25 protein-coding genes and 2 pseudogenes are annotated in these 24,740 nt (G+C 56.4%); 14 read left to right on the top strand and 13 right to left on the bottom strand.

What is annotated here, in order from left to right; genetic code table 11:
• Position 1: 1 nt before the first annotated feature.
• From ACR0KC_RS05505 to ACR0KC_RS05495, 3 genes and pseudogenes are all read left to right on the top strand, one after another.
• A complete protein-coding gene (locus ACR0KC_RS05505) occupies positions 2-187 on the top strand; it encodes a hypothetical protein (RefSeq protein WP_480771577.1) in 186 nt (61 codons plus the stop codon).
• Positions 188-202: 15 nt separating this feature from the next.
• Positions 203-610: pseudogene (locus ACR0KC_RS05500) on the top strand (glycogen/starch/alpha-glucan phosphorylase); the annotation flags it as partial.
• Positions 611-641: 31 nt separating this feature from the next.
• Positions 642-1,349, top strand: coding sequence for an IS6 family transposase (locus ACR0KC_RS05495; RefSeq protein WP_480771576.1), 708 nt, complete (start codon positions 642-644; stop codon positions 1,347-1,349).
• 258 nt (positions 1,350-1,607) lie between these two features.
• Here ACR0KC_RS05495 and ACR0KC_RS05490 read toward each other — a convergent pair whose 3' ends face one another.
• From ACR0KC_RS05490 to ACR0KC_RS05465, 6 genes are all read right to left on the bottom strand, one after another.
• Complete coding sequence (locus ACR0KC_RS05490; RefSeq protein ID WP_480705321.1) at positions 1,608-2,465, bottom strand: SDR family oxidoreductase; 858 nt, start codon at positions 2,463-2,465, stop codon at positions 1,608-1,610.
• Positions 2,466-2,528: 63 nt separating this feature from the next.
• The gene (locus tag ACR0KC_RS05485) at positions 2,529-3,092 is read right to left on the bottom strand and encodes a TetR/AcrR family transcriptional regulator (protein ID WP_480771575.1); all 564 of its coding nucleotides are present in this window, start codon (positions 3,090-3,092) and stop codon (positions 2,529-2,531) included.
• 6 nt (positions 3,093-3,098) lie between these two features.
• Positions 3,099-4,160, bottom strand: a complete 1,062-nt coding sequence (locus tag ACR0KC_RS05480; protein WP_480705319.1) for a flavin monoamine oxidase family protein — start codon at positions 4,158-4,160, stop codon at positions 3,099-3,101.
• Between the two features lie 3 nt (positions 4,161-4,163).
• On the bottom strand, positions 4,164-4,847 hold the full coding sequence (locus tag ACR0KC_RS05475; RefSeq protein WP_480771574.1) for an SDR family NAD(P)-dependent oxidoreductase: 684 nt from the start codon (positions 4,845-4,847) through the stop codon (positions 4,164-4,166).
• A gap of 3 nt (positions 4,848-4,850) precedes the next feature.
• On the bottom strand, positions 4,851-5,519 hold the full coding sequence (locus ACR0KC_RS05470; protein WP_170511673.1) for a cupin domain-containing protein: 669 nt from the start codon (positions 5,517-5,519) through the stop codon (positions 4,851-4,853).
• Between the two features lie 36 nt (positions 5,520-5,555).
• On the bottom strand, positions 5,556-6,176 hold the full coding sequence (locus ACR0KC_RS05465; protein WP_170399737.1) for a glutathione S-transferase family protein: 621 nt from the start codon (positions 6,174-6,176) through the stop codon (positions 5,556-5,558).
• Between the two features lie 160 nt (positions 6,177-6,336).
• Here ACR0KC_RS05465 and ACR0KC_RS05460 point away from each other — a divergent pair.
• Positions 6,337-7,043 (top strand): annotated as a pseudogene (locus ACR0KC_RS05460) (IS6 family transposase).
• Positions 7,044-7,103: 60 nt separating this feature from the next.
• Here the strand turns inward: ACR0KC_RS05460 and ACR0KC_RS05455 are convergent.
• From ACR0KC_RS05455 to ACR0KC_RS05435, 5 genes are all read right to left on the bottom strand, one after another.
• Positions 7,104-7,619 carry a redoxin domain-containing protein gene (locus ACR0KC_RS05455; protein ID WP_480705315.1) on the bottom strand — a complete coding sequence of 172 codons (516 nt, stop codon included), beginning with the start codon at positions 7,617-7,619 and terminating at the stop codon, positions 7,104-7,106.
• A gap of 83 nt (positions 7,620-7,702) precedes the next feature.
• Positions 7,703-8,983: a TRAP transporter large permease gene (locus tag ACR0KC_RS05450; protein ID WP_480705746.1), complete on the bottom strand. Its 1,281-nt coding sequence runs from the start codon at positions 8,981-8,983 to the stop codon at positions 7,703-7,705.
• Positions 8,984-8,992: 9 nt separating this feature from the next.
• Positions 8,993-9,520: a TRAP transporter small permease gene (locus ACR0KC_RS05445; RefSeq protein ID WP_170511735.1), complete on the bottom strand. Its 528-nt coding sequence runs from the start codon at positions 9,518-9,520 to the stop codon at positions 8,993-8,995.
• Positions 9,521-9,595: 75 nt separating this feature from the next.
• A complete protein-coding gene (locus tag ACR0KC_RS05440; protein WP_170626564.1) occupies positions 9,596-10,579 on the bottom strand; it encodes a TRAP transporter substrate-binding protein in 984 nt (327 codons plus the stop codon).
• 51 nt (positions 10,580-10,630) lie between these two features.
• Entirely contained in the window at positions 10,631-11,416 is a 786-nt protein-coding gene (locus tag ACR0KC_RS05435) for an SDR family NAD(P)-dependent oxidoreductase (protein ID WP_480503412.1), read from the bottom strand.
• 260 nt (positions 11,417-11,676) lie between these two features.
• On the opposite strand from ACR0KC_RS05435, the gene ACR0KC_RS05430 reads away from it, so the two are divergent.
• On the top strand, positions 11,677-12,357 hold the full coding sequence (locus ACR0KC_RS05430; protein WP_170733473.1) for a GntR family transcriptional regulator: 681 nt from the start codon (positions 11,677-11,679) through the stop codon (positions 12,355-12,357).
• Between the two features lie 35 nt (positions 12,358-12,392).
• Positions 12,393-12,704: a cupin domain-containing protein gene (locus tag ACR0KC_RS05425; protein WP_170396125.1), complete on the top strand. Its 312-nt coding sequence runs from the start codon at positions 12,393-12,395 to the stop codon at positions 12,702-12,704.
• Positions 12,705-12,844: 140 nt separating this feature from the next.
• Here ACR0KC_RS05425 and ACR0KC_RS05420 read toward each other — a convergent pair whose 3' ends face one another.
• A complete protein-coding gene (locus tag ACR0KC_RS05420) occupies positions 12,845-14,482 on the bottom strand; it encodes a GMC family oxidoreductase (protein WP_480771573.1) in 1,638 nt (545 codons plus the stop codon).
• A 10-nt stretch (positions 14,483-14,492) separates the two neighbouring features.
• Positions 14,493-15,521 carry a LacI family DNA-binding transcriptional regulator gene (locus ACR0KC_RS05415; RefSeq protein WP_170396944.1) on the bottom strand — a complete coding sequence of 343 codons (1,029 nt, stop codon included), beginning with the start codon at positions 15,519-15,521 and terminating at the stop codon, positions 14,493-14,495.
• 248 nt (positions 15,522-15,769) lie between these two features.
• Here ACR0KC_RS05415 and ACR0KC_RS05410 point away from each other — a divergent pair, with 248 nt between their 5' ends.
• From ACR0KC_RS05410 to ACR0KC_RS05375, 8 genes are all read left to right on the top strand, one after another.
• Positions 15,770-17,227, top strand: a complete 1,458-nt coding sequence (locus tag ACR0KC_RS05410) for an aldehyde dehydrogenase family protein (RefSeq protein ID WP_480705744.1) — start codon at positions 15,770-15,772, stop codon at positions 17,225-17,227.
• A 55-nt stretch (positions 17,228-17,282) separates the two neighbouring features.
• On the top strand, positions 17,283-18,257 hold the full coding sequence (locus ACR0KC_RS05405; protein WP_170396129.1) for an ABC transporter substrate-binding protein: 975 nt from the start codon (positions 17,283-17,285) through the stop codon (positions 18,255-18,257).
• Positions 18,258-18,324: 67 nt separating this feature from the next.
• Positions 18,325-19,860, top strand: a complete 1,536-nt coding sequence (locus tag ACR0KC_RS05400; RefSeq protein ID WP_480705308.1) for a sugar ABC transporter ATP-binding protein — start codon at positions 18,325-18,327, stop codon at positions 19,858-19,860.
• Positions 19,845-20,822: an ABC transporter permease gene (locus tag ACR0KC_RS05395; RefSeq protein WP_480771572.1), complete on the top strand. Its 978-nt coding sequence runs from the start codon at positions 19,845-19,847 to the stop codon at positions 20,820-20,822. Before ACR0KC_RS05400 ends, ACR0KC_RS05395 begins: the two co-directional genes overlap by 16 nt.
• 3 nt (positions 20,823-20,825) lie before the next feature.
• A complete protein-coding gene (locus tag ACR0KC_RS05390) occupies positions 20,826-21,821 on the top strand; it encodes an ABC transporter permease (RefSeq protein WP_480705306.1) in 996 nt (331 codons plus the stop codon).
• Complete coding sequence (locus ACR0KC_RS05385; protein ID WP_480771571.1) at positions 21,821-22,921, top strand: mandelate racemase/muconate lactonizing enzyme family protein; 1,101 nt, start codon at positions 21,821-21,823, stop codon at positions 22,919-22,921. Before ACR0KC_RS05390 ends, ACR0KC_RS05385 begins: the two co-directional genes overlap by 1 nt.
• Complete coding sequence (locus ACR0KC_RS05380; RefSeq protein WP_480771570.1) at positions 22,918-23,958, top strand: zinc-dependent alcohol dehydrogenase; 1,041 nt, start codon at positions 22,918-22,920, stop codon at positions 23,956-23,958. The genes ACR0KC_RS05385 and ACR0KC_RS05380 overlap by 4 nt, the downstream gene beginning before the upstream one ends.
• Complete coding sequence (locus tag ACR0KC_RS05375) at positions 23,955-24,725, top strand: SDR family oxidoreductase (protein ID WP_480771569.1); 771 nt, start codon at positions 23,955-23,957, stop codon at positions 24,723-24,725. Before ACR0KC_RS05380 ends, ACR0KC_RS05375 begins: the two co-directional genes overlap by 4 nt.
• Positions 24,726-24,740 lie beyond the last annotated feature (15 nt).

Below are 24,740 nucleotides of genomic sequence, written 5' to 3'. Positions count from 1 at the left end.
AATGGCGGTTTCGCTAACGTTGCGCGACCGCATAGTTGACCCTAGGTTCGAAAGCACACGCGAGACGTATCAGTCAGGTGCAAAACGTGTTTACTACCTTTCAATGGAGTTTTTGATTGGCCGACTTGTCGAAGACATGACCGCGAATCTGGGGCTGGTGGAAGAGGTTATGGAAGCTCTCGCGTAACTCGGCCAAGATGCGTCGGTCGTATTCAACGACGAACCTGATGCCGCCTTGGGGAATGGCGGCCTCGGACGGCTGGCGGCCTGTTTCATGGGCTCACTCGCTACTCTTGGCTTCCGGCTTATGGTTACGACATCCGCTATGAGCATGGCTTTTTTCGAGCAGAGTTTTGTCGAAGGTCAGCAGGTCGAAAAAGCGGAAACCTGGTTAAACCAGCGCTTCGCCTGAGAGTTTGAGCGTCCCGAAGTCCGATACCGGATCGCCTTTGGCGGCTATGTTTCCCATCACGATGGGAAGGCGGAATGGCATCCCGCCGATACGGTTCTGGCCCAAGCATTTGATACGCCGGTCGTTGGTTGGAAGGGCGCGTGGGGTGACACTCTGCGCCTATGGTCAGCCCGGTCTTGTCAGAAGAACTTGTCTTGAGGCGGGCAGGGGTGTTGCATAGCTTTTGCCCATGACCAGACCTGCCTCTTTCAAATACTTCAAAACCAGTCCCGATATCATCCGTCTTGCGGTAGTGCTGTACATCCGTTTCCCGCTCTCGCTTCGGAATGTCGAAGACTTGTTGCACGAGCGAGGCATCGACGTGAGGCACGAAACTGTCCGATATTGGTGGAACAGGTTTGGCCCGATGTTTGCTGCTGAGATCCAAAGAAAGCGTGCTCAGCAATTGAGAGCATACTCCAAATGGAAGTGGCACGCGGACGAGGTTTTCGTGAAGGTGAATGGTAAGCGGCTTTGTCTTTGGCGGGCCGTCGATCATGAGGGCGAAGTGCTGGAAGCAAACGTTACCAAACGTCGAAACAAGCAAGCAGCATTGAAATTCCTCAGGAAATCGATGAGGCGGCGCGGTAAAGCTGAAGAAGTAGTCACCGATCGCTTCGCGTCGTATCGAGCTGCTCTCAGAGAGCTCGGCGCTACCGAAAAACAGCAGACGGGCAGGTGGCTCAATAACCGTGTCGAGAATTCGCACCTTCCTTTCCGACGGCGTGAACGCGCCATGCAACGTTTCAGGCGCATGCGAAGTTTGCAGAAATTCGCCTCCGTCCATTCCTCTGTCTACAACCACTTCAACCAGGAAAGATCGCTGACCAGCCGAGACACCTTCAAGTTGGCACGAAGCGCCGCTCTTAGCGAGTGGCGTCAACTTGGTGCTGGATAAAGGACAGCGTCACTGGCCTAATAGAGACTGGTTCGAATTCGTCTGACAGCACCCTTTTCATGGCGCTGGTCGCGAAAAGCTTTACGACATTGCCGACAGAAACCGATCCGAAAAGGATCAGGGATTGTACGCATGATCGACGCGTGCTGGTGTTCCTCGACATCGCAAAAAGCGGACGTCGCCGTTGATGCAGCATGGAAACCTGTGGCAATTGCAGCAAGGCTGCCGCATTCCGAGCAGACTTACACGAGTAAGGTTTTAGCGTAGGAACTGCTCAATCACGGCTGCTTGTTGCTTTTTTCCATCCGGGTCTGCTTCGGTTTTCAGGCGAGTAAACGCCTCACCCCAGTTTGAAGTGCGAACGCGGATCGGCGGGTCAGAGGCTTCAACCACGCCCATGACAACTGATGCCACTTGTTCCGAAGTTTGATAGATATCGCTGCCATCCATTCGCGCCTGAGCGCCGCCGATATACTTCTGGAGAATAGGTAGATACTCATCCTCAAGCATCCCGCCCGTGGCCTCGACATGTTTAAGCACATTGGTCGCAAACTCGGATTGAATACCGCCCGGTTCGACTGTCGAGAAATGGATACCGAAATTGGGCGTGACATAGCTGGCCAGAGCCTCAGTGTATCCCTCAACGGCGAACTTTGCGGCGCAGTAGATCTCGTTGAACGGCTGACCCACAAGGCCGCCTACGGATGAGATTGTGATGACGTGGCCCGAGCGTGCTGCGCGCATGTGTGGCATCACCGCTTTTGTGCAGCGCACGACTCCCATGAAATTCACATCCATGACCCAGGCGACGTCTTCTTCGCTGGCTTGTTCGGTTGTGCGAACAAATCCAGCACCCGCATTGTTGATCAGCTTATCGATCCGCCCCTCTTTCGCGATGATCTGATCGACTGCGGCGTTTACGCTGGCGCTGTCTTGCACGTCCAGCTCAAGCACGTTGAAATTGACGCCAGCGTCAGAGGCGGCCGCATCCAAGATGCCGCGCTTGGCGAGGTTTCGCATAGTAGCGTAGACAGTATGGCCCGCATGGGCCGCTTGTACGGCGATTTGAACACCAAGGCCGGTTGACGTGCCGGTGATCAGAATGACTTTGGGCATAATGGAAGCTCCGAATATCAAATGAATTGCTTGCGGCAACGATCCGATGTGTCGGGGCGAAGGTCAACAGCGGGACTTTAAAACGCCCAAAGCCTCATCGAAGGTATTCACATTCTCTTCTGCGCGCGCGGTCAGATGCGCGCCTTCCAAAAGGGCCAGTATCGCGCGGGACTCCGAGATCGGATCGGTGATACCGGTGATTGATTTGTCCTCTTGGCTAAGCTTCAGGATCTCTTCGATTTGGGTAACCATCATGGCGCGGAATTTTCTGATCTTTTGGATCACGTCATCCGAAAGGCTTTCACGGCTGCTGATGAGCGACACGCAGAGACACAAGGTTTTCCCGTCATTGAGTGCATCCCGGTAGAGGTCGATCAGGGCCAGCATTTGCTCGGCCCCGGTTTTGTGTTCTACCCGGATGCGGTTGCACTCTGCCTGCAGGGTCTCATGATAGCGATCCATGAGTGCCGCCGACAGCGCTGCTTTGGTCGGGAAATGATAGTGGATTGACGCCTTGCGAATACCCACCGCCTCTGCCAGATCGGCATAGCTGAACCCGTCAAACCCCCTCGCGCGCGCAGCGTGTTCGGCAACATCCAGAAGGGCAGTCTTGGTATCACTCGTCATACGTGCTCAAACCTTTTCCGTCATGATCAGGGCCAGCGCGTTTTCCGCAGACTCCAGGGCGCCTTCGATATAGCCCCCGAACTGTGGTGCAACTTCGGTCCCGCCAAAGATTAGTCGGCCATCCCACAGACGGGTCATCGCATGGGGCAGCCCGTATTGCGGATGAGCGTATAACGGCTGTTGATCCGCTTCGATAGAGGTGAACGGGTCAAAGGCCCAATCTTTAACATAGAGTGTCTTTGGCTCCGCAGCTTCGGTGCCGAAAAGCCGGGCCAATTGCTCTTTAAGCACCTGCCGCAGCCGTTCTTCGTTGCTGCGGGCGCCCGGGGGTAAACCAATAAAGCCGAACAACGCGTAAGGTCCGCCCTCGGCAGGGGATGCGTCGTGTATTTCCACCATCGGCCCCCTGCGGCTCATCGCGTCACCGGACAGCCCGGCCGTGCGCCAGAACGGGGTATCATAGACAGCGATGGCTTTGGCCTGTCCGGCCATCCAAGTCGCGATCCCGGTCATTGCCGCTAAAGCTTCATCTGGTAAAGCAGGTGAGAACGCGATCTTGCTCGCCACGCGAGGAGGGAGGGCCAGTACGACTTCCTGAGCATGGATGACTTGCCCAGTTTGAGCGGTCGTGGTGATCCCAGACGCAGACTTCTCTAACCCGACGATTGGCGCGGATAAGATGAGCCGCTTCGACGGTATCTCAGCGGCAAGCGCATCAGTGAGGGCGCCCAGACCACCTTTCAAGCGATAAGATCCTTGCATCGAGGCAAACCCGCGATCGCGCTCGACCTGGCCGATCTCGTTTTCAAAGCTGAGAGCGCCTGTTGAATATTGCTCGAACCACTCCAGTCCGAGCCGCTTTATTAACGCTGCAATACGCGGCTGCCCGGGCCAGAACCAGGCGGGACCCATGTCGAAGTACCCACCCTCCAGCCTTTCCGTCAAGATACGTCCGCCCGGACGACCCCGCGCTTCGACCAGCAGGTAGTCATGGTTTCGTGCCTGTAGCTGTCGCGCAAGGCAGAGGCCAGAAAGGCCTGCGCCAATGATCAGAGTTTGCGTCTGCATCGCTCAGGACCCCTCAGATGCCGGGCGCAGGTCCAGCTCATGGGTCCAGGTGGATTGCGGTTGGTGAGCCAACTGCCAGTAGGCCTCGGCAATCTCGTCCGGTTTCATCATCTTCGACGGATCCAGCGAGTGCAAATCCCGCGAGCGGGGTGTATCGATGATCCCGTCCAGAACGACGTGCGAGATATGTACGCCAGCCGGTTGATATTCACGTGCCAGCGATTGTGTCAACCCGCGCACGGCGAACTTAGCCGACGCAAAAGCGGAAAACCGTGGGCCGCCGCGCAGCGACGCTGTGGCCCCCGAAACGATCAGCGCGCCACCACCGCCGCGCACCATCGGTTGCAGAACACATTGCCCCAGCAGGACCAAAGATTGCACCATTGATGTCCACGTTCTCTGATAGTCTTCCAATGCGGTTTCGGGGAATGGCGCGATCACCAGCTCAGCCGTATTGTGCACCACGATCTTCGGCGGGCCATGCGTAGCGATCAATTCAGAAATCACTGGCGCAACCGCACTCGGATCGGACAGATCGACCTGATGAAACGGCGCGATCGTTTCCTGCGGCTGCGTCCGTCCAAGACCAATGGCCGTCATGCCACCTGCCTGAAACCGCGCGAGAAGGGACTGGCCAAGGCCAGCCCCCGCACCGGCGACAATCGCCAGAGGTTTCTTGCTACTCATGAATTAAACCACCGGTGGCTGTGCAAAGGGCAGGTGGCCAGTCTTCATCCAGACCTTCGCCCCGTCTGGGCCAGCCATAGCCGACAGCGCTTCACCCTCAGGCAGGCGTAGCCAGTCGTTCTTTTTCAGAACGTCACCGCCTGAGGTCAGAGATCCGCCAATCATTAAGAGCTCGATACCACCCGGCGCATTCGAAGTAATCTCGGTGCCTGCATCAACATGGCTGTAAGTGACAACCTCGCGGTCATCCTTGTGCAGGGTCGCAGTGGCGACCCCGTTCACGGGTGCGGCCAGTTCGTCGGCCATGGTTTTGCGGAACTGATTGCGATCATCCATGTCAAACTGCCAGAGTTTGACGAAGATCGTGCAGCCGGGTTCTGAGCCGGGCGTATGCTCGGTCGTTGGGGGATTGCGCACATAAGTGCCTTCGGGAAAATCGCCATGCTCATCCTGAAAGACGCCGTCCAAAACTATGAACTCTTCACCACCCGTATGGGTGTGGGCCGAGAATTTGCTGCCTGGTGCATAGCGCACAATGGTGGTGGCGCGGGCGACTTCGCCACCAATTCGGTCCAGCATGCGCCGGTCCACACCCTTCATGGGCGAGGCCTGCCACTCAAGCTGATCAGAGTGAACAACGACACGCGAAGAGAAGTCCGAGTTGAGTTCCATGGGAGGGGTCCTTTCAACTTAAATGGCAGTTCTCGCTTAGCCGGCGATAGATGGACGGGCCGCCATCTTAGCACGCCAAGCTTGCAGGTTGGTCAGGGTTTCAGGAATTTCAACTTTAGCAAAATCGGCGAACGCCAATCCTGCAAAGGCGGTGATATCAGCCACCGAGAATGTGTCTCCAGCCAAGTATTCGTTTTCGGCCAATACCGCATCCAGATAGGCCATGGTGTTTCCGGCAACCTCTTTCTGTTTGTTGCCCCATTCGGCGCATTGATAGGTTTCCAGGTCCGGGCCGAGGCCAGGTGTGGCATGGTGGAAGTAGGTGCCGACCGCATTCAACAGACCGTTTTCCGCGCGCAGATTCATCATCGAGATTCGGGCGCGCTCTTGCGCAGTCACGCCGGTCAATGATGGGCCATCGAAGGTTGCGTCGATATATTCAGTGATCGCGTTGCATTGAGCGATGTGCGATCCATCTTCCAGTTCCAAACAAGGCACCGCGGCATCGGGGTTTTTGGCTTTGAACTCAGGCGTACGATGTTCGCCGCCCATCACATCCACAGGGATGAATTCAACTTTGTCTGACGCGCCTTTTTCAGCCAGCGCAATACGAACACGGGCAGGGTTCGGGAACCCTTCGACATCATAAATCTTCATCTGAGTACCTCCGTCGGGGTTTGTGCTTCATGTAATCTACCTATCAATAGGTAGATAATATTACAAGCCTTTTTTACGTCTTGTCAGATTGAATTGCTCTGATGGTCTTTTAAGAAGAACTTTGCTTGAGCGGGGTAGGGGTGTTGCGTAGCTTTTGCGCATGACCAGACCTGCCTCTTTCAAATACTTTAAAACCAGTCCCGAGATCATCTGCCTTTCGGTCATGCTGTACAACCGTTTCTCGCTCTCGCTTCGGAATGTCGAAGATCTGCTGCACGAGCGAGGTATCGATGTCAGCCGCGAAACTGTCCGATATTGGTGGAACAGGTTTGGCCCGATGTTTGTTGCTGAGATAAGGCAGAAGCGTGTTCAGCAACTCCGAGCCTTTTCAAAATGGAAGTGGCACGTTGACGAGATTTTCGTGAATGTGAATGGCAAGCGGCATTACCTCTGGCGGGCCGTAGATCATGAGGGCGAAGTACTGGAGGCCGTTGTCACCAAACGCCGAAACAAAGCTGCAGCGCTGAAATTCCTCTAGAAATTGATGAAGCGATATGGTTGCGCCGATGAGATCGTGACCGACTGTTTTGCATTCTATAAGGCTGCACTCAGACACTAGGGCGTGTTAAAAAACAAAGGACGGGCAGGTGGCTCAATAACCCCGTCGAGAACTCGCACCTTCCTTTCCGACGGCATGAACGCGCCATGCAGCGTTTCAGGCGCATGCGAAGTCTACAGAAATTCGCCTCCGTCCGTTCCTCCGTTTACGACCACTTCAACAAGGAAAGATCGCTAGCCAGTCGAGACACCTTGAAGCTAACCCGCGCCGCCACACTTAGCGAGTGGCGTCAACTTTGTTCCGGATAGGTTCGCGGTTTCTGCGGTAAACTGAGACTGATTCGAATTCGCCTGACTGCACCGTTGCAGTTAAAAAACTGTTCCCCGGGTCGGGCGGTCGTTTTCGATATTGAACTTCATTCCGTCTAGCAATTCTTCAAGATCCGGGCGCGCGGCAGGGCCATTCGAAATGTCGACCAACATCAAACTGCCATCTGGCCGAATTCCGAATGCGCCGGGCTCTGCAAACAGTGTCGTTGTCTCAGCCTCTGAAAGAGGGGCCGACACGTAGAGGCCAAGTGATCGCATCTGCGTTTCGGTCAATCCAAAGCCCAAATTAAATGTCCAACCGAACTCTTCCTTGTCGGCCAAAGCCTTTTCTTTAGAGTCGGCAGAAACGACCACCACATCCATGACGCTGCTCCAATCAGCCAGCATGGCGTTCAATTTACTGAGAAATCGCTTGCATCTGGGACAGTGACGCCCGCGATAGACGAAAAGCATCGTCCATCGATCTTTGGGCCGACCAATCTCTATTTCGCCACCGCAGACATCAAAAACACTGATGTGCTCGACGGGAGCATTCACTTTGGGTTTTTGCGACATGTCAGCTTCCTTTTTCATTAAGAGCGAAACTCGAACACAAGCTTAGCTTCAAGTGTCTGCCTTTTAACTTGAATGTACTTTATTCACCCAACCAAGCTTGGCAGTGTTAGTGAAATCGCGGGTACAAAAGTGATAAGCATTAATGCGAAGAGAATTGCCAAGTAGAAGGGCCATATTGTTCGCACGGCTTTCTCCATTGGCAATTTACCCACGGCGCAACCGACAAACAGGCACGATCCGACCGGTGGTGTGCACAATCCTAATCCCAAATTCACGAGCAAGATCATCCCGAATTGCAGCGGATCAATCCCAAGGCTGTTGGCAACGGGTAGAAAAATGGGTGTGCAGATCAGAATAAGCGCTGCCATATCCATAATCATTCCAAGCAACAACAAAACCGCATTTACCATCAGCAAGATGAGTATCGGATTTTCTGTCAACCCAGTAAGCAGATCTACGGTTCTGTCCGGAACTCTGTAAAAGGTCAGCATGTAGGCAAACGCACCAGCGCATGCGATTAATATCATTACCATCGCCGTCGTGCGCACAGCAGAAGAGACGGCAATACAAAAGTTTTCCCACGTTATGCTTCTGTAGACGATCAGAGTGACCACAAATGCGTAAATGGCCCCAAAAGCTCCGGACTCCGTAACGGTGAAAATTCCCGACAACACACCGCCGACGATAATCACAGCCGTCAAAAGTCCTGGAATTGCACTGAAGAAGCTCACTACGAGCGCTGGCCAACCCGGGAAAGTCTCAGCTTGATAACCTCTGCGCACCGCTACAAGGTACGCCGCCACAGCAAGGCAAAGGCACATTAAAACTCCTGGAACAACGCCTGCAAGAAACAGCTTCGAGATCGATATTCCACCCCCGGCTGCGATCGCGAAAATGATCATATTGTGACTGGGTGGAATAATTATACCGGCAATCGAGGACGTGACGGTCACGTTTACGGCGTAATCTGCATCGTAACCTTTCTCTTTCATCACAGGAACCAAGATAGACCCTAGTGCGGAAATGTCTGCGATGGCCGATCCTGAAATCCCCCCAAAAAGCATCGAAGAAAACACGTTCACAATTCCCAAGCCGCCGCGCACGGCCCCGACAGCGGCTGAAGCAAACCTGACGAGACGCATGGCTATCCCGCCGTGGAACATCAGTTCACCCGCAAAAATGAAGAACGGGATCGCCATCAACGAGAATACATTGATCCCGGAGACGATCCGCTGAAATCCGATCATCAAGGGTAAGCCTTCGAACCAAAATGCCGAAATGGCCGCTATTCCAAGCGCGAATGCTACAGGCGTTCCGATCAGAACGCAGAGGGCGAACACGCCAAGCAACAGAAGTATTCCCATCATTCGCCTCTATTCGATGCTGTCATTGCGCTCGTCAAAACCGACATAGAGGCGGATTAGATGACCAACGGAAAAGAGTAATATGAGTCCTCCGCCAATTGTGAGAGGCAATGAACGCAAGCCTTCGGGGACTTGAATCAATGGGATTAGCGATCCCCACTTAAAGATCGTAAGTCGAGCTCCGAACCACAGCATCAAAGCGCCGAACCCTGCCATAAGCACGTCTGTGCAGATAACCAAAATGGTCCTCACACGTGGAGGAACCGCAGAACGCACGAGAGACACGGACAAGTGCGTGTTATCGTGTACACCTACTGCCGCACCGAGAAACGCAATTGTCATGACGAGAAGCAAGGCGACTTGCTCGACCCAGGTCGGCGTCGCATTCAGAACATAGCGACCAAATACTAGCCATCCGAATATGACCGTGATGACAACCAGTGCGACACCGGTCAAAACCCGGCACACGTCGGCGATCCAATCCAGGATCTGGATCATCTTGCGCACAGATGTCGGGGGCAGGGAAGTATAACTCATTGGCTCACAACTCTTGATCAGGCGTCCGGACCCGCATGTGCGGGACCGGACAATATCAGACCCAATGTAGCTAAATCAGTCCGTCGCCTGGATAGTCTCGACAAGCGGGCGTAAATCGGGGTTCGTAGCAAAGTAGGCTTCGTAAACCGGGCCCATAGCCGCTTGGAACGGGGCTTTGTCTGCCACTTCATTCACGACCACACCAGCTTCTTCGACGGCTATACGGCTGGCTGCTTCGCGCTCGGCCCACAATTGCCGCTGAAGTTCTGCAGATTCCTGAGCTGCCTCTCGAACCGCGGCCTGCATCTCAGGTGACAGTGCGTTGAACGTGTCGGTATTAATGCAGATACATTCGGGTATGATCAGGTGCTGAGACAGCGAATAGAAACCGGCAACTTCGAAGTGGCCAGTTGACTCGTACGATGGCCAGTTGTTTTCGGCACCATCGACGACACCGGTTTTCAGCGCCTGATAAACTTCGGCAAACGCCATTGGCGATGGGTTGCCACCAAGCTCAGAAATCATGCCTGTAAACAGGTCATTATTCATGACCCGAACTTTCATTCCCTCAACATCGGCAGGTGCGTTGATTGCCTTTGTTCCGTTGTAGAAGGAGCGAGCGCCAGCGTCATACCACGCAAGAGGTGTCAAGCCTTTGGCTGCCATGCCCGCCGCAATTGCCTCGCCACCCTCACTGTCCAAGACGCGGAACATGTGCGGGACGTCTTTGAATATAAAGGGCAACGATACAACATTGGCCTCGGCGACAATCGGGCCAATTGGGCCCAGGTTAAAGTTGCCGACTTCCAATGCGCCTGCGCGGACCTGTTCAACAGCGTCGGGCTGACTGCCCAGCGTGCCCCCATGGAACATTTGAAGGCTGATTTCACCGCCAGTTTTTTCCGTAATGAGTTCTGCGAATTTGTCCATCGCGATGGTGTTTGGGTAACCATCCACGTGGATATTCCACCCGCGCCAATCCTCTGCGAAGGATGCGCTCCCGGTAATTGCGACCACGGTCGCGGCACTCATCAGCGTTTTAGTCAGTTTGATATTCATATTTTCCTCCCTAGAAAACAGACCGTTGACTCGATGCCCGGCGAAGGCCGGTTATGAAAAGAGCAGGCCTCCGTTGATGTCGATGTTCGCGCCCGTAATGAAAGCAGCGGCGTCTGAGGCCAGATAGGCGACCAGATTGGCGACATCCTCAGATGTGCCTTCGCGTTTAAGCGGCGTGGCGCCGGCCACGTTGGTCCGCACTTCGCTTTTTGTGAAGACATTGTGAAAATCGGTGTCGATCATGCCCGGGCAAACCGAATTTACCCGGATGTCCGGCCCCAGTTCTTTGGCCAATCCACGCGTCATCGTCATGACCGCACCCTTCGAGGCCGCATAGGCGACCGCGCCTGGGCCACCCCCGTCACGCCCCGCCTGACTCGCAAACCCGACGATCGCGCCGCCTTTTTTCATATGCGGCAACACGGCCTGAACAGCGCGGGCAAAAGAAGTGGTGTTCAGGTCCATGACATGGCACCAATGCTCCATATCCATCTCAGACAGGGTCTTCCGGGCCAGTAATCCGCCGGTCACGTGGGCAAGAATGTCGATCCGAGGTCCGAATGTCGCAATAGTCTCCGAGATCAGCCTTTCCACATCCGCACCGGAGGTCATGTCGCCCTGTATGGCAATCGCCTTACCTCCGGCAGCCGTTATTTCCTGAACCGCCGATTCCGCACCCGAAGATGAGCTGTGATAGTTGATCGCGATCGACGCTCCAGCCTTGGCCAGTTTCATGACGCAGGCGCGGCCAATGTCCCGTCCGCCGCCGGTTACGATCGCAACCTTCCCTGCCAGTTCCATGTTCGGGCCAATCTGTTCAGCGTTCAATTCGGTCATTTTCTTGCCCCCTTTGCTCCCCGGTCATCCAGTCAGTGCGCCCGTTTTGGTCTTTGAGCCTTAACGAGCATTCAGCCGTGTTGCCTATTGTAGTCGACTAGGATACTAGTATTGTCAACAAATTTGTTTGGGAGCCGCAAAAGGCTTCGTACGGCCCGTGCTAAATGGATTGGCTGGAGATACATTGAGGAGTATCGGAGGGAGAGGCCTAGTGGCCCAGAATGCCGCCGGTGTTAGTCACGCGCAGAAAAAGGCAGGAAATGCAAAGTATTACGGATAAAATCGAGCGGCGCACAACCACTGACATCGTATATGAGAGTTTGTACGAGGCGATCGTTTCACTGGAAATTCTGCCGGGAACAAAACTGTCCGAAGCAGATATTGCAAAAAAGTTCGAAGTGTCGAGGCAGCCGGTCCGCGATGCTTTCAACAGGCTTGAGGCGCAGGATTTGCTGCTGATCCGGCCACAGAAAGCCACGCGGGTACGTAGTTTTTCCATGGAACGCATCGGTCATGCACGCTTTGTTCGCCTCTCGGTCGAGTTGGAAGTGGTGCGCGCTGCATGTCGGAACTGGAAGCCCGAATATTCGAAGCTGCTGGGGGGCAATCTCAAGCAGCAGAAAGACGTCGTTTCAAGGAACGAAGCCGAAAAGTTCCATCAGCTCGACTACGACTTTCACCGGCTGATTTGTGAGTTGAGCGGCAACCCACTGGCCTTCAACACGATTCAGGAATGCAAAAGAAAGATCGATCGCCTGTGCGTTTTGAGCCTAGGGCGCGAGAGCGAGGCCGACATTCTGGTTCGGGATCATGTTGAGCTGGCAAAAGCGCTAGCAGACCGCGACGAGGCGACTGCAACCGAGACGATACGCCGTCATTTGGGCCGCATCGACAAGACCATCGAGGAGGTTCACTCGAAACATGCCGAGTATTTCGAATAAATTGAACGCCGCCAACTGACTAAGGACCTCGCATTATGACCAAGAGCTATCCGATTGTATCACCTGCATCAGGTGTCACACGCCAGGTTTTGGCGGATAATGAAGACCTCATGATGGTTTCATTCCGGTTTGAAGAAGGTGCCGAAGGCGTGTTGCACGACCATCCGCATGTGCAGTCGACATTTGTGCGGTCCGGACGGTTCAACTTTGTCATCGGAGATCAGGAGCGAGCGTTGGAACCCGGTGACAGCCTGATCATTCCGTCCGGTGTAAGCCATGGTTGTGTTTGCCTGGCTGCCGGAGAGTTGATCGACTGCTTCACGCCCAGGCGGGACGATTTTCTGTAAGGCGTTTTCCGTCCGCGCCATGACCTTTGGCCACGTTCTGCGCATTTAGGCAGGGTAGTCTATTTTCGGTGGGTCGGACAGGGCGACGCCATATTCTGCGTTAGAAGTCGGATCAATGACGGGCGACGCCGCAGCTCAGGTTAGGAATTGCGTATCTCGCGGGCTGATCCGATGCCGAGGATCAGGTCGGCGCATCGTTCGCCCAGCATCATGGCAGGTGCGTTTGTGTTGCCGGCGTTGATGTCGGGCACGGCTGACATGTCGCACACCCGCAAGCTCTCGATTCCGCGCACGCGCATCCTGGCGTCCAGCACGGCCATTCCGTCGCCGTCCCGGCCCATTTTGGCAGTGCCCGCCGGGTGATAGTTGGTTTTTACGAATCGCTTGCAATGTGCTCGTAGCGTCTGGTCGTCGTCCGCTGTGGGAATGACGATTTCGCGAACCCTTTGAGCAAGCGGGCCCGACGTGAATGCCCGGCGAAAGAACCGCTGCCCCCGGATCATCTCCTGCATGTCGTCTTCATGCTTCAGAAGGTTGGGCGAGACCACTGGCATGGTGTGAGGATCGGCCGAGCGAAGCCGGACCTCTCCGCGTGATTTCGGTTTGACCACGACGGTCGTAACGGTCAGGCCAAAGTCATCCTGCACCTCGTCCAGAGCGTCGCGATCCAGATAAACAATTGGCACGCAAAAAGCTTGAATGGTTGGTTCTCCATCAGGAATCGACGGATTGACAAACGCGCCGGCTTCGACTCCGGCGGAAGTCACCGGTCCGCTGCCGAACAGTTTGAACTGGATGCCGTTGCGAAGCATCCGCCAGCCCTCACCTTGTTTGAAGTATCCGTAGGGACCGTTGGCAAAGGCGGTAATTGGAACTTCGGGGTGGTCGATCAGGTTCTGGCCTACCCCAGGCAATGGGCAGATCACGGGAATACCGTGATCGGCAAGATGTGCATCTGGTCCGATGCCTGATAGCATTAGGATTTTTGGCGTCACCAGAGCGCCCGCCGCAACGACAACTTCACCATCGCACCGGACCGTGTGGGCTCCGCGTTTGTCTCGATACTGCACGCCGACGGCCTTATCGTTTTCGATGATGACTTTGTTGACCGTTGCGCCAAGCTGGATGGTCAAGTTCGGGTTCGTCTCGAGAGGGGCGAGAAAAGCATAGGCCGACGAACTGCGCTTACCGGCGCGATTGGTGAACTGATAGAACCCGACACCGCGCTGCGTTACGCCGTTGAAATCCGTGTTGAATGGTTCGCCAAGGGCCTGGACCGACTGAACGAACCAACGTGACATGTCGTCGATATGCCCCGGATCCGAGACCTGCACCGGACCGTTGCTGCCATGCAGGTCATTGTGAAGCCTGTTATTGTCTTCCATTCTACGGAAGTAGGGCAGCACATCATCCCATCCCCAGCCGACCCCGTCGTTGGTCTGTCGTAGCAGGTCGTCCCACGCGTCATAATCAGAAGGGCGGCCGCGCATATAGACCTGGGCATTCACAGACGACCCGCCACCCAGCACGTTGGCCTGCGGAATGTCGTGCACGCGACCGTCCAGGTGGTCCTGCGGTTCGGTCTGGTGGTAGGTCATGAACTTGGACCCGTTGATCATCTTGAAGATACCCGGCGGCATGTCCAGCAACGGATGGCGGTGCGAATGCCCGGCCTCCAGCACCAGAACCCTGCACTTGCCCTGGTTGACCAGTCGCGCTGCAGCGGCTGCGCCGGCAGAGCCGCCGCCGATGACGATATGATCGAAGGTTTCCGTCATGAGTTCGCCTTCAGGCCCGGCGTTTGGGTTCGCTGATCGAGTCGCGCTCCACCAGTTCGCATTCAAGCTTCACGAGAGGGTGTCGCTGACCATCCGTCGGACCGTGGAACAACTGTTCGATGACCCAGCGTCCCATCGCCCTAGTTGGAAGGATCATCGAGGTCAGGGGGGGCGACAGGTGTCGCGCGGTTTCGTCATCGTCAAATCCGATGACCGAGATGTCTTCGGGGATGGATAGGCCAAGTTCCTTGAGCGCCTCATAGCAGCCGATCGCCATTCGGTCATTCTGACAGAAAATGGCGGTTGGCGGAGAGGGCAGGTCCATCAATTCGCGCGTGGCAGCATAGCCTGCGCTGGGCAGCCAGTTGCCCTCGATGACCAAATCCTCGTCAAATGGGATGTCGGCGGAAGCAAGGGCGTTTCTGTACCCGGTCGTTCGCCCTGCGGCGCATTCCATGAACGGCTCACCGGTGATGGTGGCGATTCGTTTGTGCCCCGCCTTGATCAGGGCGTTGGTCGCCGTATGTCCAGCAGCGACTTCGCCGGGGATCACCGCAGGAAAAGAGAGGTCGTCGCAAAAGCAGTTCAGCAGCAGAACCGGGGTTGCGGTCTGCCTGAGTATTTCCGGAACGACCACCCGCCGGGTGAAAACGGTTGCGTAAATGATGCCCGCAACCTGTTGGTCGAGGAAATACCTAAGCGTTCTGGGTTCGACCTCGGGGTCGTTTTGGGTTTCTGCCAGCAATACAAGATTTCCCGTGTCCCGAACGGCCTGTTTCACGCCATTAAACGCGTTTACCATTTCGGGGCTCGACGCCAGATCGTCCACGACAAAAGCGATGGTGCCGTCTAACGCCGAGGGTCGAGGCGCGCTGTCCTGGGGTTTCCTGAGTTGAGAGGGCATGGCGTATCCAAGCGTGTTGGCGGCATCCAGGACTCTTTGCTTTGTGTCCTCGGAGATTTTGACGGAATCGTTCTTGTTTAGAACCAGCGATACTGTCGTCTGTGAGCACCCGGCGACGCGTGCAATATCATGCATCGTTATGCGCTGCCGGCCCGCGACTCGTCCCACGCCCCTGTGCTGCCCGGTCTTGTTCGCTTGATCGTTCATCGCTCAACCTTTTTGTTCGCTTCCTTTTTATCGACTATGCGGAGGACACGCAACTAATATTAGTGAATAGTAATTAATATTAGTGTTGACGAAATAATATTATTAGTGTTTTGATCGGCAGTGCGGTCGCCAATGTGGTCTGACCGAAGCAAACGCGGGAGGCGAAATTGCGGTCTGTGGTGGGGGAGTTGGGTCAGGTGGTTCGGCATTCGATGTTCATCGATGGCCGCTTTACCGACTCTGACGCGGACACGGTTGGTGTCGAGAACCCTGCAAATGAAGAGATCGTTGCGCAAGTTCCAGATGGCGGTGCCGCTCATGCGGATGCGGCCGTCGAGGCGGCCCATCGTGCTTTTAGCTCGTGGTCCTCGCGTCCGGCGATCGAGCGGGCGCGACTGGTTCAGCGGTTGGCCGAAGCCATCCGGATTGACGCCGGGCGTCTGGCAGCCTTGATCACGGTCGAGCAGGGCAAGCCGATCACGCAGGCCCGAAGTGAAGTTGATGCCGCTGTTACCTTTCTTTGCCATGCGGCTGAAGAGGCCCGGAGGATTTCGGGTGACATAGTGGCATCGGACAACAAGTCCGAGGAAATCCAGATCCGGCGTCATCCTTATGGCGTTGTTGTTGCGTTGACGGCCTGGAACTATCCGTTGGCATTGGCCGCCAGGAAAGTCGGGCCTGCGCTGGTCGCGGGCAACACTGTTGTTCTGTTGGGGCACGAAATCACGCCGCTGTCCGGTCTCGCGATCGCCGAGCTTGCCGAAAAGGTCGGGTTTCCGCCCGGTGTTCTAAATGTTCTGACAGGCAAGGGGCCGGTGGTAGGGCAGCGGTTGGTCGAACACCCCGATACCTCACTGATCACAATGACCGGCAGCACACGAGCCGGTAAAGAGATTTTTCGCGCCGCGGCCGACCGGATCAAGGTTGTCCGGCTCGAGCTTGGCGGTAAGGCTCCGTTCATCGTGATGGAGGATGCGGATATTGACGCTGCTGTTTCGGCCGCCATTGCCGCCCGGTTTGCCAATTGCGGCCAGATTTGCACCTGCAACGAGCGTATGTATCTGCATAGCGGTATTGCGGATCAGTTCTTGGAAAAATTCGTGACAGCAGCCCGCGCATTGTCGATCGGAGATCCGATGGAGGACTGCGACCTGGGGCCCAAAGTCAGCAAGGTCGAAGTGACCAAGGTCGCCGAAATCATCAAGCGCAGCATCACGGAAGGTGCCACGGTCCATTTGGAAGGCGGGCCCCTGTTGGACAGCGCGCACCGCAAAGGACACTGGATGTCCCCGACGGTTCTTGAGGTCTCCGACAACGGCAATGCCGCGATGCAAGAGGAGGTCTTTGGACCCGTGGCGACAGCCATGCGAGTCGATGATTTTGATCAGGCGATAGACGTAGCGAATGACACATCATTCGGGCTGTCTGCCTATCTCTTTACGGCATCGCACCGGCGATTGATGGAGGCCCCGAGCCGTTTGAAGTTCGGCGAATTGTACCTGAACCGCTCCAATGGTGAGGCCGTACAGGGATTTCACACCGGTTGGGGTTTGTCCGGGGTTGGGGGCGAAGACGGCGCGTATGGCTTCGATGGCTATCTGAGGAAACAGACGACTTACATGAATTGGGCATGACCTGAGAACTCGCGGTCAAAACGGAGGCGACCGCACCAATGGAGGAGGAATAACCATGAAACGCAGAACTCTTTTGATCTCGACGGTTGTCGCGGGTGCGCTGTTGGGCACCACGGTGATCGCGCAGGATCTGCCACCGCTTGAGCAGAAGGATCGCTACAAGGTCGGCTTTGCGCAGATGGAATCGAACAACCCGTGGCGCATTGCCGAAACGAAATCTTTCCATGACACAGCCGAGGCCTGTGGCTGGGATCTGATCGCGACGGATGCGGCCGGATCTGCGGCCAAGCAGGTTGCGGATGTGGACAGCATGATCGCCCAAGGCATCGACGTTCTGTTCCTGCCCCCGCGGGAAGAAAAGCCGTTGATCCCAGCCGTTATGAAGGCCCGTGCAGCGGGAATCCCGACCTTTTTGGTGGACCGCTCGGTTGATCCGGCCGTTGCCAAGCCGGGCGAGCATTTTGTGGCGTTCCTTGGGTCGGATTTTATTGATCAGGGCAACCGGGCCGCACAGTGGCTGATGGAGAATTTCGACGGCGACAATGGCGTCATCGTCCAGTTGGAGGGCACGACTGGTTCTTCACCTGCAAATGACCGCAAAAAAGGTTTCGACGACGCGATTGCAGCGGATGACCGCTTTGAGATCGTGGCTTCTCAGACCGGTGACTTTGCGCGCGACCTGGGTCGTCAGGTGATGGAAACCCTGCTGCAGGCGCACCCCGATGTGAACGTGGTCTACGCCCACAATGACGAGATGGCGATCGGTGCGATCCAGGCTCTGGAACTGGCCGGCCGCAAGCCCGGCGAGGACGTGACCATCGTTTCGATCGACGGGACACGCGATGCACTTCAGGCTATTATCGATGGCAAGATGGGGGTGACGGTGGAAAGCTCACCCTTCTTCGGCCCTCTGGCTTGTGAAGTCATGAAAAAATACGCAGCTGGCGAGGCGATCCCGGAATGGGTGAAAGTCGAAGATCGCATCTTTACCAAGGACAATGCGGCCGATCACATCGACGAAGCCTATTGATTCTCCCTGGTGGGTGGTGCTGGCCTGTGGTCGGCGCCGCCTGCAAGCAATCGGAGGAAGACATCTCATGAATGCGCTCGTCTCGATGTCGGGAATCGAAAAGTCCTTTGCCGGCGTGCCGGCACTGAGCCAGGCCAACCTGGAAATCGCGCCGGGCGAGGTTCATGCGCTGATCGGCCAGAACGGTGCCGGAAAATCGACGATGATCAAGGTTCTGACCGGAGTTTACGATCGGGATGCCGGCGACGTCCATCTGGCGGGTGTGCCAAGCCGCATCTCCACTCCGCGCGAAGCGCAGGAATCCGGAATTGCCACCATCTATCAAGAGCTCAACCTGGTACCGCTGCGGTCAGTGACTGAAAACATCATCATGGGGTACGAGCCCAAACGTCTCGGCTTTCTGGTCGACTGGCGCGAGGGCAACAGGCGCGCACGCGAGGTTCTTACGCGCTTTGGCATAGATATCGACGTGACTGAGCCGCTAGGAAATTTCTCGACAGCGATCCAGCAGTTGGTTGCAATTGCGCGGGCTGTTTCGCTGGATGCGAAACTTGTCATCATGGACGAACCTACGTCGTCACTGGATGCCAGCGAAGTCGAGGTGTTGTTCGGTGTTGTGCGCGAGTTGAAGAAACAGGGCGTGTCTGTTCTTTATGTTTCGCATTTCCTCGATGAGCTGTTCCAAATATGCGATCGAGTCACAACGATGCGAGATGGGCGCACCGTCAGCACGCGTAACGTCCAGGACACGACCAAACTGGAAATGATCGCGGACATGCTGGGCCGCAACAAGGATGAGATCGCGGCAGATGGTTTGACGGACTTCGCCGGTGCCAAGGCCAAGAAAGGCGATATCGTTTTGCGGGCGGACTCTGTTTCAACAGGCCCGCGGCTGACGCATTTCGACCTCACTCTCCACCGCGGGGAAATCGTCGGGTTGGGCGGATTGCTGGGCTCTGGCCGGACCGAGGCGGCGCGCGCTTTGTTCGGAGTGGACGGGAAACGCAGCGGCGCAATCGAGTTGCATGGCACGGTCGGTCAACCGTCCGGACCGGGTGACGCGATCGCAAACGGCGTCGGCTTTCTGACCGAAGATCGCAAGGCCGAAGGGATCGTTCCAGACATGTCCGTGCGCGAGAACATGACGCTGGCCCTGCTGCCGAAACTGGCCAGCCGTGGTCAAATCGACTTTGCCCGTGAGCGCGAGATCGTTCAGGCCTTTATCGACGATCTGGGCATCAAGGCGGCGCATATGGACCAGCCCATTCGCGAGTTGTCCGGCGGCAACCAGCAAAAGGTGTTGCTTGCCCGCTGGCTGGCGACGCAGCCCGACATCCTGATACTCGACGAGCCGACCCGAGGCGTGGATGTTGGCGCCAAGCGAGAGATCCAATCGTTCATTCGGTCTTATGTCGAGAAGGGGTTTGGCGTCGTTCTCATCAGTTCGGAATTCGAAGAGCTGGTGGAAGGCGCCGATCGCATCGTGGTCATGCACGAGGGACGCTCGGTCAAGGAATTGACCAACCCCGGAGTCACCGAGAACATACTGGTGCGCGCGCTTGCGCATCATGAAGAAGGAACTGGTTCATGGACCGCGCAATGAAGTTGCCGCAACGGGTCGCATCAATGCCCTTCCGCTTTCACGGCGGCATCGCCGCGTTGGTCGCCCTATTAGTGTTCAACGCGTTTTTCACACCTAATTTCCTGCAACTGCAAACCCTGTTCGTAAATATCAGCCAGGTCGCTACGATCGCCATCGTGGCCATGGGGATGACGCTGGTAATCGCCACGGGTGGGATCGATCTGTCGGTTGGGGCGGTCATGGCGCTGGCGGGGGCGCTTGCTCCGCTGATCTTTCTGTCGGATCTGGGCGCTGCCAATCCGATGCTAGGCGTCACTTTGGCCATTGTCCTGCCGCTTTTCATTGCGGGGCTATGCGGGGTATTCAACGGCGTGATGGTTGCCGTGTTGAACGTGCAGCCCATCGTTGCGACGCTCATTCTCTTCATCTCTGGTCGCGGTATTGCCCAAGTCTTGACGAACGGGAACCTGCAGACGTTTTCAAACCCTTCATTCAGTTATCTTGGAACTGGTAAAGTGCTTGGTTTGCCGTTCCAGGGCTGGCTGGCGCTGGCCATTGCCTGTGTGCTGTTTTGGGTGATCACCAGAACCACATGGGGCCGTTACCTGCTGGCCATAGGGGGCAATGAACGCACGGCCTATCTGTCGGGTGGTCCCGTCCGACGGGTCAAGATCGGGGCCTATGTCATCTGCGCGGTGCTTGCGGGCCTAGCCGGTTTGATCGTGGTTGCAATCAACTCGGCCTCGGACGCCGCGCGCAACGGCAATCTGATGGAGCTTGATGCCATCGCGGCCGCGGTTGTTGGCGGGGCTCTTTTGCAAGGCGGGCGAGCGCCGATCTTTGGTGCCATACTGGGTGCCGTCATCATCCAGTTGGTCAAATATACATTGTTGGCCAACGGGGTAGAGGACGAAGTTGCACTGATCGCCAAGGCCGTCATCATTATCCTGGCCGTTTGGGTCCAGCAGTTTCGGAGGACTTAATCGATGTTGGATGAAACGGCTTTTGACCTGCGAAAATACCTTCGACGTAATTCGGCCTCGGTGACGGTGTGGATCGCACTGCTGGCTTTGATTCTGTTCGGGCTGATGCGCTATGACAACTTTGGCAGCGCCTACAATTTCTCGTCTTTCCTGAATTACAACGCGATGTTCATCGCGATTGCGCTGGGCATGTGTTTTGTGATCATGACCGGCGGGATTGATCTGTCGGTCGGATCCGTGGCGGCCTTTACCTCGGTTGTTGCGGCCTATCTCAGCCCGTATGGGATTCAGGTTGCGTTGCCGGGGGCCGTTCTTGCCGGGGTTGGTTTCGGGGCGATCAACGCCTTTTGCATAATCATCCTTCGGATCCCGCCCTTCATCGCCACGCTGGCCACCATGCTGGCCGCAAAAGGCGGCGCATTGGTGATTTCGGGCGCCCAGACAATTTCGGTCGATTGGGGGTCGAACTTCACCAAGCTTGGCATGGGGCAGGCGTTTGGCCTGTTTCCATGGGCAATCGTCATCGTGGCCGGACTGACTCTGGCACTTTGGCTGGTGCTGGAAAGAACAACCATCGGGCGGACCGTCTTGGCGATCGGTGGCAGCGAGGATGCCTCGAACCTCATGGGCCTGAAGGTCAATCGCGCCAAGGCTTTTGTCTACCTGCTGTCGGGTGGCTGTGCAGGGCTGGCCGGAGTCTTTCTGGCCTCGGGTTTTGGAGCTGGGCAACCCCTTGAAGGCGTCGGATGGGAATTGTCAGCCATCGCTTCCGTGGTTGTAGGCGGCACTTTGTTGACGGGTGGGATGGGATCGATCCCTGCGACGGTCGCCGGCGCGCTGTTGCTGGGGCTGGTCTTCAACGTTCTAAACTTTGAAAACGGTCAGGGCACCATCAGTTTCAGTGCCTATTGGCAAATGGTCATACGTGGAGGCTTTCTATTTGCGGTCATCCTTTTACAGTCTCGGGTTATTGCCAGGCAGCAGAAGGTCTTAGGTTAATGAATCGCATAGAAAGTGTATCAGCGCGGCTGTTCAACGTTCCGCTCGCAGAGGTCCTGGTCGATGCCAAACATGGGGATCACACGTTTTTTCAATTGATCACTGTCACCATTCAAACCTCTGATGGGGTCGAGGGGGTCGGGTATACCTATACCGGGGGCAAGGGTGGTCATGCCATCTTGGCAATGATCCAGCATGACCTGGCACCGTTCCTTGTTGGACAAGAAGCCGAACAGATCGAAAGCCTGTACGATGCCATGCAGTGGCACGTGCACTACGTCGCACGGGGCGGGATCGCCTCGTTTGCCATCTCGGCCGTGGATATTGCACTGTGGGATATTCGCGGCAGAACGCAGAATGCGCCATTGTGGCAGATGGCCGGCGGAGCGTCGAAAAGGTGCAAGGCCTACGCCGGCGGGATCGACCTGAATTTCTCGTTGGAGAAACTGCTGCGTCAGACCGAAGGGTACCTTGCGCGTGGGTTCAACGCAGTCAAGATCAAGGTCGGTCAACCAGACCTGGCCGACGATCTTGCACGTGCCCAGGCGGTGCGCGAGATGCTGGGGCCGGACCGGTTCTTCATGGTCGATGCGAATTACTCTATGAGTGTCGAACAGGCCATCGTCGCTGCCAGAGGGTTCGCCGACTGCGATATCCTGTGGTTCGAGGAACCGACAATTCCAGACGACTACAAAGGTTATAGCCGAATTGTCGAAGCGACGGGCGTTCCCCTTGCCATGGGTGAAAACCTGCACACCATACACGAATTTGAATACGCCTTTGATGACGCGAAACTGAGTTTTATCCAGCCCGATGCCTCAAACTGCGGTGGAATCACCGGCTGGCTGCGCGTGGCCGCGCTAAGCGCACAGCACGGCATTCCGGTTTGCAGTCATGGGATGCAGGAACTGCACGTCAGCCTTGTCTCTGCGCAACCCAACGCAGGCTGGCTAGAAGTACACTCATTCCCGATAGACCAGTACACGACCCGTCCACTAGTTGTCGAAGACTGTCTGGCCGTGGCCCCGGATACCCCGGGAACCGGAGTGGAATTCGACTGGGACAAATTGAATGCGGAACACAAGGAGATGCATAGATGACGACCCAGACGATCACTGCCGCATACTACAGGGGCGGTAAGAGCTTTGCAGTAGAGCAAGCCCAAGCGACAGATCCGGGTCCCGGCGAGGCTGCCATTCGTGTTGCCTATTGTGGGATTTGCGGGACGGATATGCACGTCTACCACGGCAACATGGATGCCCGCGTCGGCCTGAACCGGGTGATCGGGCATGAGATGTCAGGTGTCGTCGAAGCGGTGGGCGAGGGCGTCGATACGGTCGAACCCGGCCAGAAGGTCGTTGTCCGACCGCTTGATCACTGCGGAGAATGCCCAGCTTGCAAGCGGGGGCATCAGCATATCTGTCAGAATCTCAAGTTTCTCGGCCTCGACACCGATGGCGCGATGCAAGAGATCTGGACTGTTCCGGCCCACACGTTGCACGTTCTGCCGGATGACTTGCGCATGGATCACGCGGCGCTGATCGAGCCGGTTGCCGTTGCCTGCCACGATGTGCGGCTGTCTGACCTGCAACCTGGAGAGGACGTTGTCGTTATCGGCGGCGGCCCGATTGGCATCCTGGTTGCCATGGTTGCGCGGGACGCGGGTGGAAATGTCGTGATTTCCGAAGTGAATCCGAACCGTCTTGCGATTGCTGAAAAACTTGGCTTTGACACGATCAACCCAATCGAAACCGATCTGGTGTCCACAATCAACGCGCGCACGGGCGACAAAGGGGCAGATGCGGTTTTCGAGGTGTCAGGAACGCAGCCCGGTGTCGATGCAATGACCGCCGTTGCCGCGACTCGGGCCCGGATCGTAATGGTCGCGATCCATGCTCAAAAGCCCCAGATCGACCTGTTCCAGTTCTTCTGGCGAGAGCTGCAACTGATCGGTGCTCGGGTCTATGAGCCAGAGGATTACGAGAAAGCCATTGCAGTTGTCGCCTCGGGCGGAGTGGACGCGGATGTTGTGATCACGGACGTCAGCCCTCTGGCAGACATCCAGGCAGCGTTCGAAGCACTGGATCGCAGCCCAACCGCAATGAAAAGCCTGATCAAAGTAGGACCGCGTTCATGAGCGTTTTGCAAAGTTTCGATCTGATGGGAAAGACGGCCCTTGTGACCGGGTGCAAACGCGGTATCGGGCGCGGTATGGCCGAAGCATTGGCATCGGCCGGAGCCAATATCATCGGAGTGTCCGCCTCGCTCGAGTTGTCTGGCTCGGATGTCGAAAAAGCCGTGACGGCGATGGGACGCAATTTCCGGGCCTACCAATGCGACTTTTCGGATCGCGCCGCGCTGCATGGGTTCATTGATCAGTTGAGGGCCGACGGACAAACCCCTGATATACTTGTCAACAATGCCGGCACGATCAAACGCAAACCCGCCGCCGAACACCCGGACGACTGGTGGGACGAAGTGATGGAGGTGAACCTGTCCTCGCAGTTCGTTCTGTCACGCGAGATCGGCAAGGACATGCTGGCGCGCGGCTCGGGGAAGATCATCTTCACTGCATCGCTGCTGACATTTCAGGGTGGCATCACCGTTCCGGGCTATGCGGCCTCGAAAGGCGGGATTGGACAGCTGACCAAAGCCTTGGCCAACGAATGGGCCGGGCAGGGCGTAAACGTGAATGCGATCGCGCCTGGCTACATCGCGACCGACAACACCCAAGCCCTGCGGGATGATCCGGTCCGGTCGAAGTCGATCCTGGAACGAACACCCCAAGGCCGATGGGGTACGCCTGTTGATTTTGCCGGACCGGTGGTCTTTCTGGCCTCTGCTGCGTCGGACTTCGTCAACGGTGAAATCCTTGTAGTCGACGGGGGCTGGATGGGGCGTTAGCACTGCCAACGCTCC

The sequence above is a fragment of the Ruegeria sp. CF3 genome, assembly GCF_056537365.1.
The sequence above is the reverse complement of the archived record's forward strand: the minus strand, read 5'-3'. Positions and strand labels throughout refer to the sequence as shown.

Bases quoted from the DNA above. Each gene is read 5' to 3' on its own strand.
- ACR0KC_RS05395 (WP_480771572.1), top strand. From the start codon at position 19,845: ATGGACCGCGCAATGAAGTTGCCGCAACGGGTCGCATCAATGCCCTTC.
- ACR0KC_RS05435 (WP_480503412.1), bottom strand. From the start codon at position 11,416: ATGACCGAATTGAACGCTGAACAGATTGGCCCGAACATGGAACTGGCA.
- ACR0KC_RS05485 (WP_480771575.1), bottom strand. From the start codon at position 3,092: ATGACGAGTGATACCAAGACTGCCCTTCTGGATGTTGCCGAACACGCT.
- ACR0KC_RS05455 (WP_480705315.1), bottom strand. From the start codon at position 7,619: ATGTCGCAAAAACCCAAAGTGAATGCTCCCGTCGAGCACATCAGTGTT.
- ACR0KC_RS05505 (WP_480771577.1), top strand. From the start codon at position 2: ATGGCGGTTTCGCTAACGTTGCGCGACCGCATAGTTGACCCTAGGTTC.
- ACR0KC_RS05400 (WP_480705308.1), top strand. From the start codon at position 18,325: ATGAATGCGCTCGTCTCGATGTCGGGAATCGAAAAGTCCTTTGCCGGC.
- ACR0KC_RS05405 (WP_170396129.1), top strand. From the start codon at position 17,283: ATGAAACGCAGAACTCTTTTGATCTCGACGGTTGTCGCGGGTGCGCTG.
- ACR0KC_RS05420 (WP_480771573.1), bottom strand. From the start codon at position 14,482: ATGACGGAAACCTTCGATCATATCGTCATCGGCGGCGGCTCTGCCGGC.
- ACR0KC_RS05390 (WP_480705306.1), top strand. From the start codon at position 20,826: ATGTTGGATGAAACGGCTTTTGACCTGCGAAAATACCTTCGACGTAAT.
- ACR0KC_RS05470 (WP_170511673.1), bottom strand. From the start codon at position 5,519: ATGGAACTCAACTCGGACTTCTCTTCGCGTGTCGTTGTTCACTCTGAT.
- ACR0KC_RS05415 (WP_170396944.1), bottom strand. From the start codon at position 15,521: ATGCATGATATTGCACGCGTCGCCGGGTGCTCACAGACGACAGTATCG.
- ACR0KC_RS05480 (WP_480705319.1), bottom strand. From the start codon at position 4,160: ATGCAGACGCAAACTCTGATCATTGGCGCAGGCCTTTCTGGCCTCTGC.
- ACR0KC_RS05385 (WP_480771571.1), top strand. From the start codon at position 21,821: ATGAATCGCATAGAAAGTGTATCAGCGCGGCTGTTCAACGTTCCGCTC.
- ACR0KC_RS05465 (WP_170399737.1), bottom strand. From the start codon at position 6,176: ATGAAGATTTATGATGTCGAAGGGTTCCCGAACCCTGCCCGTGTTCGT.
- ACR0KC_RS05490 (WP_480705321.1), bottom strand. From the start codon at position 2,465: ATGCCCAAAGTCATTCTGATCACCGGCACGTCAACCGGCCTTGGTGTT.
- ACR0KC_RS05425 (WP_170396125.1), top strand. From the start codon at position 12,393: ATGACCAAGAGCTATCCGATTGTATCACCTGCATCAGGTGTCACACGC.
- ACR0KC_RS05445 (WP_170511735.1), bottom strand. From the start codon at position 9,520: ATGAGTTATACTTCCCTGCCCCCGACATCTGTGCGCAAGATGATCCAG.
- ACR0KC_RS05380 (WP_480771570.1), top strand. From the start codon at position 22,918: ATGACGACCCAGACGATCACTGCCGCATACTACAGGGGCGGTAAGAGC.
- ACR0KC_RS05495 (WP_480771576.1), top strand. From the start codon at position 642: ATGACCAGACCTGCCTCTTTCAAATACTTCAAAACCAGTCCCGATATC.
- ACR0KC_RS05475 (WP_480771574.1), bottom strand. From the start codon at position 4,847: ATGAGTAGCAAGAAACCTCTGGCGATTGTCGCCGGTGCGGGGGCTGGC.
- ACR0KC_RS05430 (WP_170733473.1), top strand. From the start codon at position 11,677: ATGCAAAGTATTACGGATAAAATCGAGCGGCGCACAACCACTGACATC.
- ACR0KC_RS05440 (WP_170626564.1), bottom strand. From the start codon at position 10,579: ATGAATATCAAACTGACTAAAACGCTGATGAGTGCCGCGACCGTGGTC.
- ACR0KC_RS05450 (WP_480705746.1), bottom strand. From the start codon at position 8,983: ATGGGAATACTTCTGTTGCTTGGCGTGTTCGCCCTCTGCGTTCTGATC.
- ACR0KC_RS05375 (WP_480771569.1), top strand. From the start codon at position 23,955: ATGAGCGTTTTGCAAAGTTTCGATCTGATGGGAAAGACGGCCCTTGTG.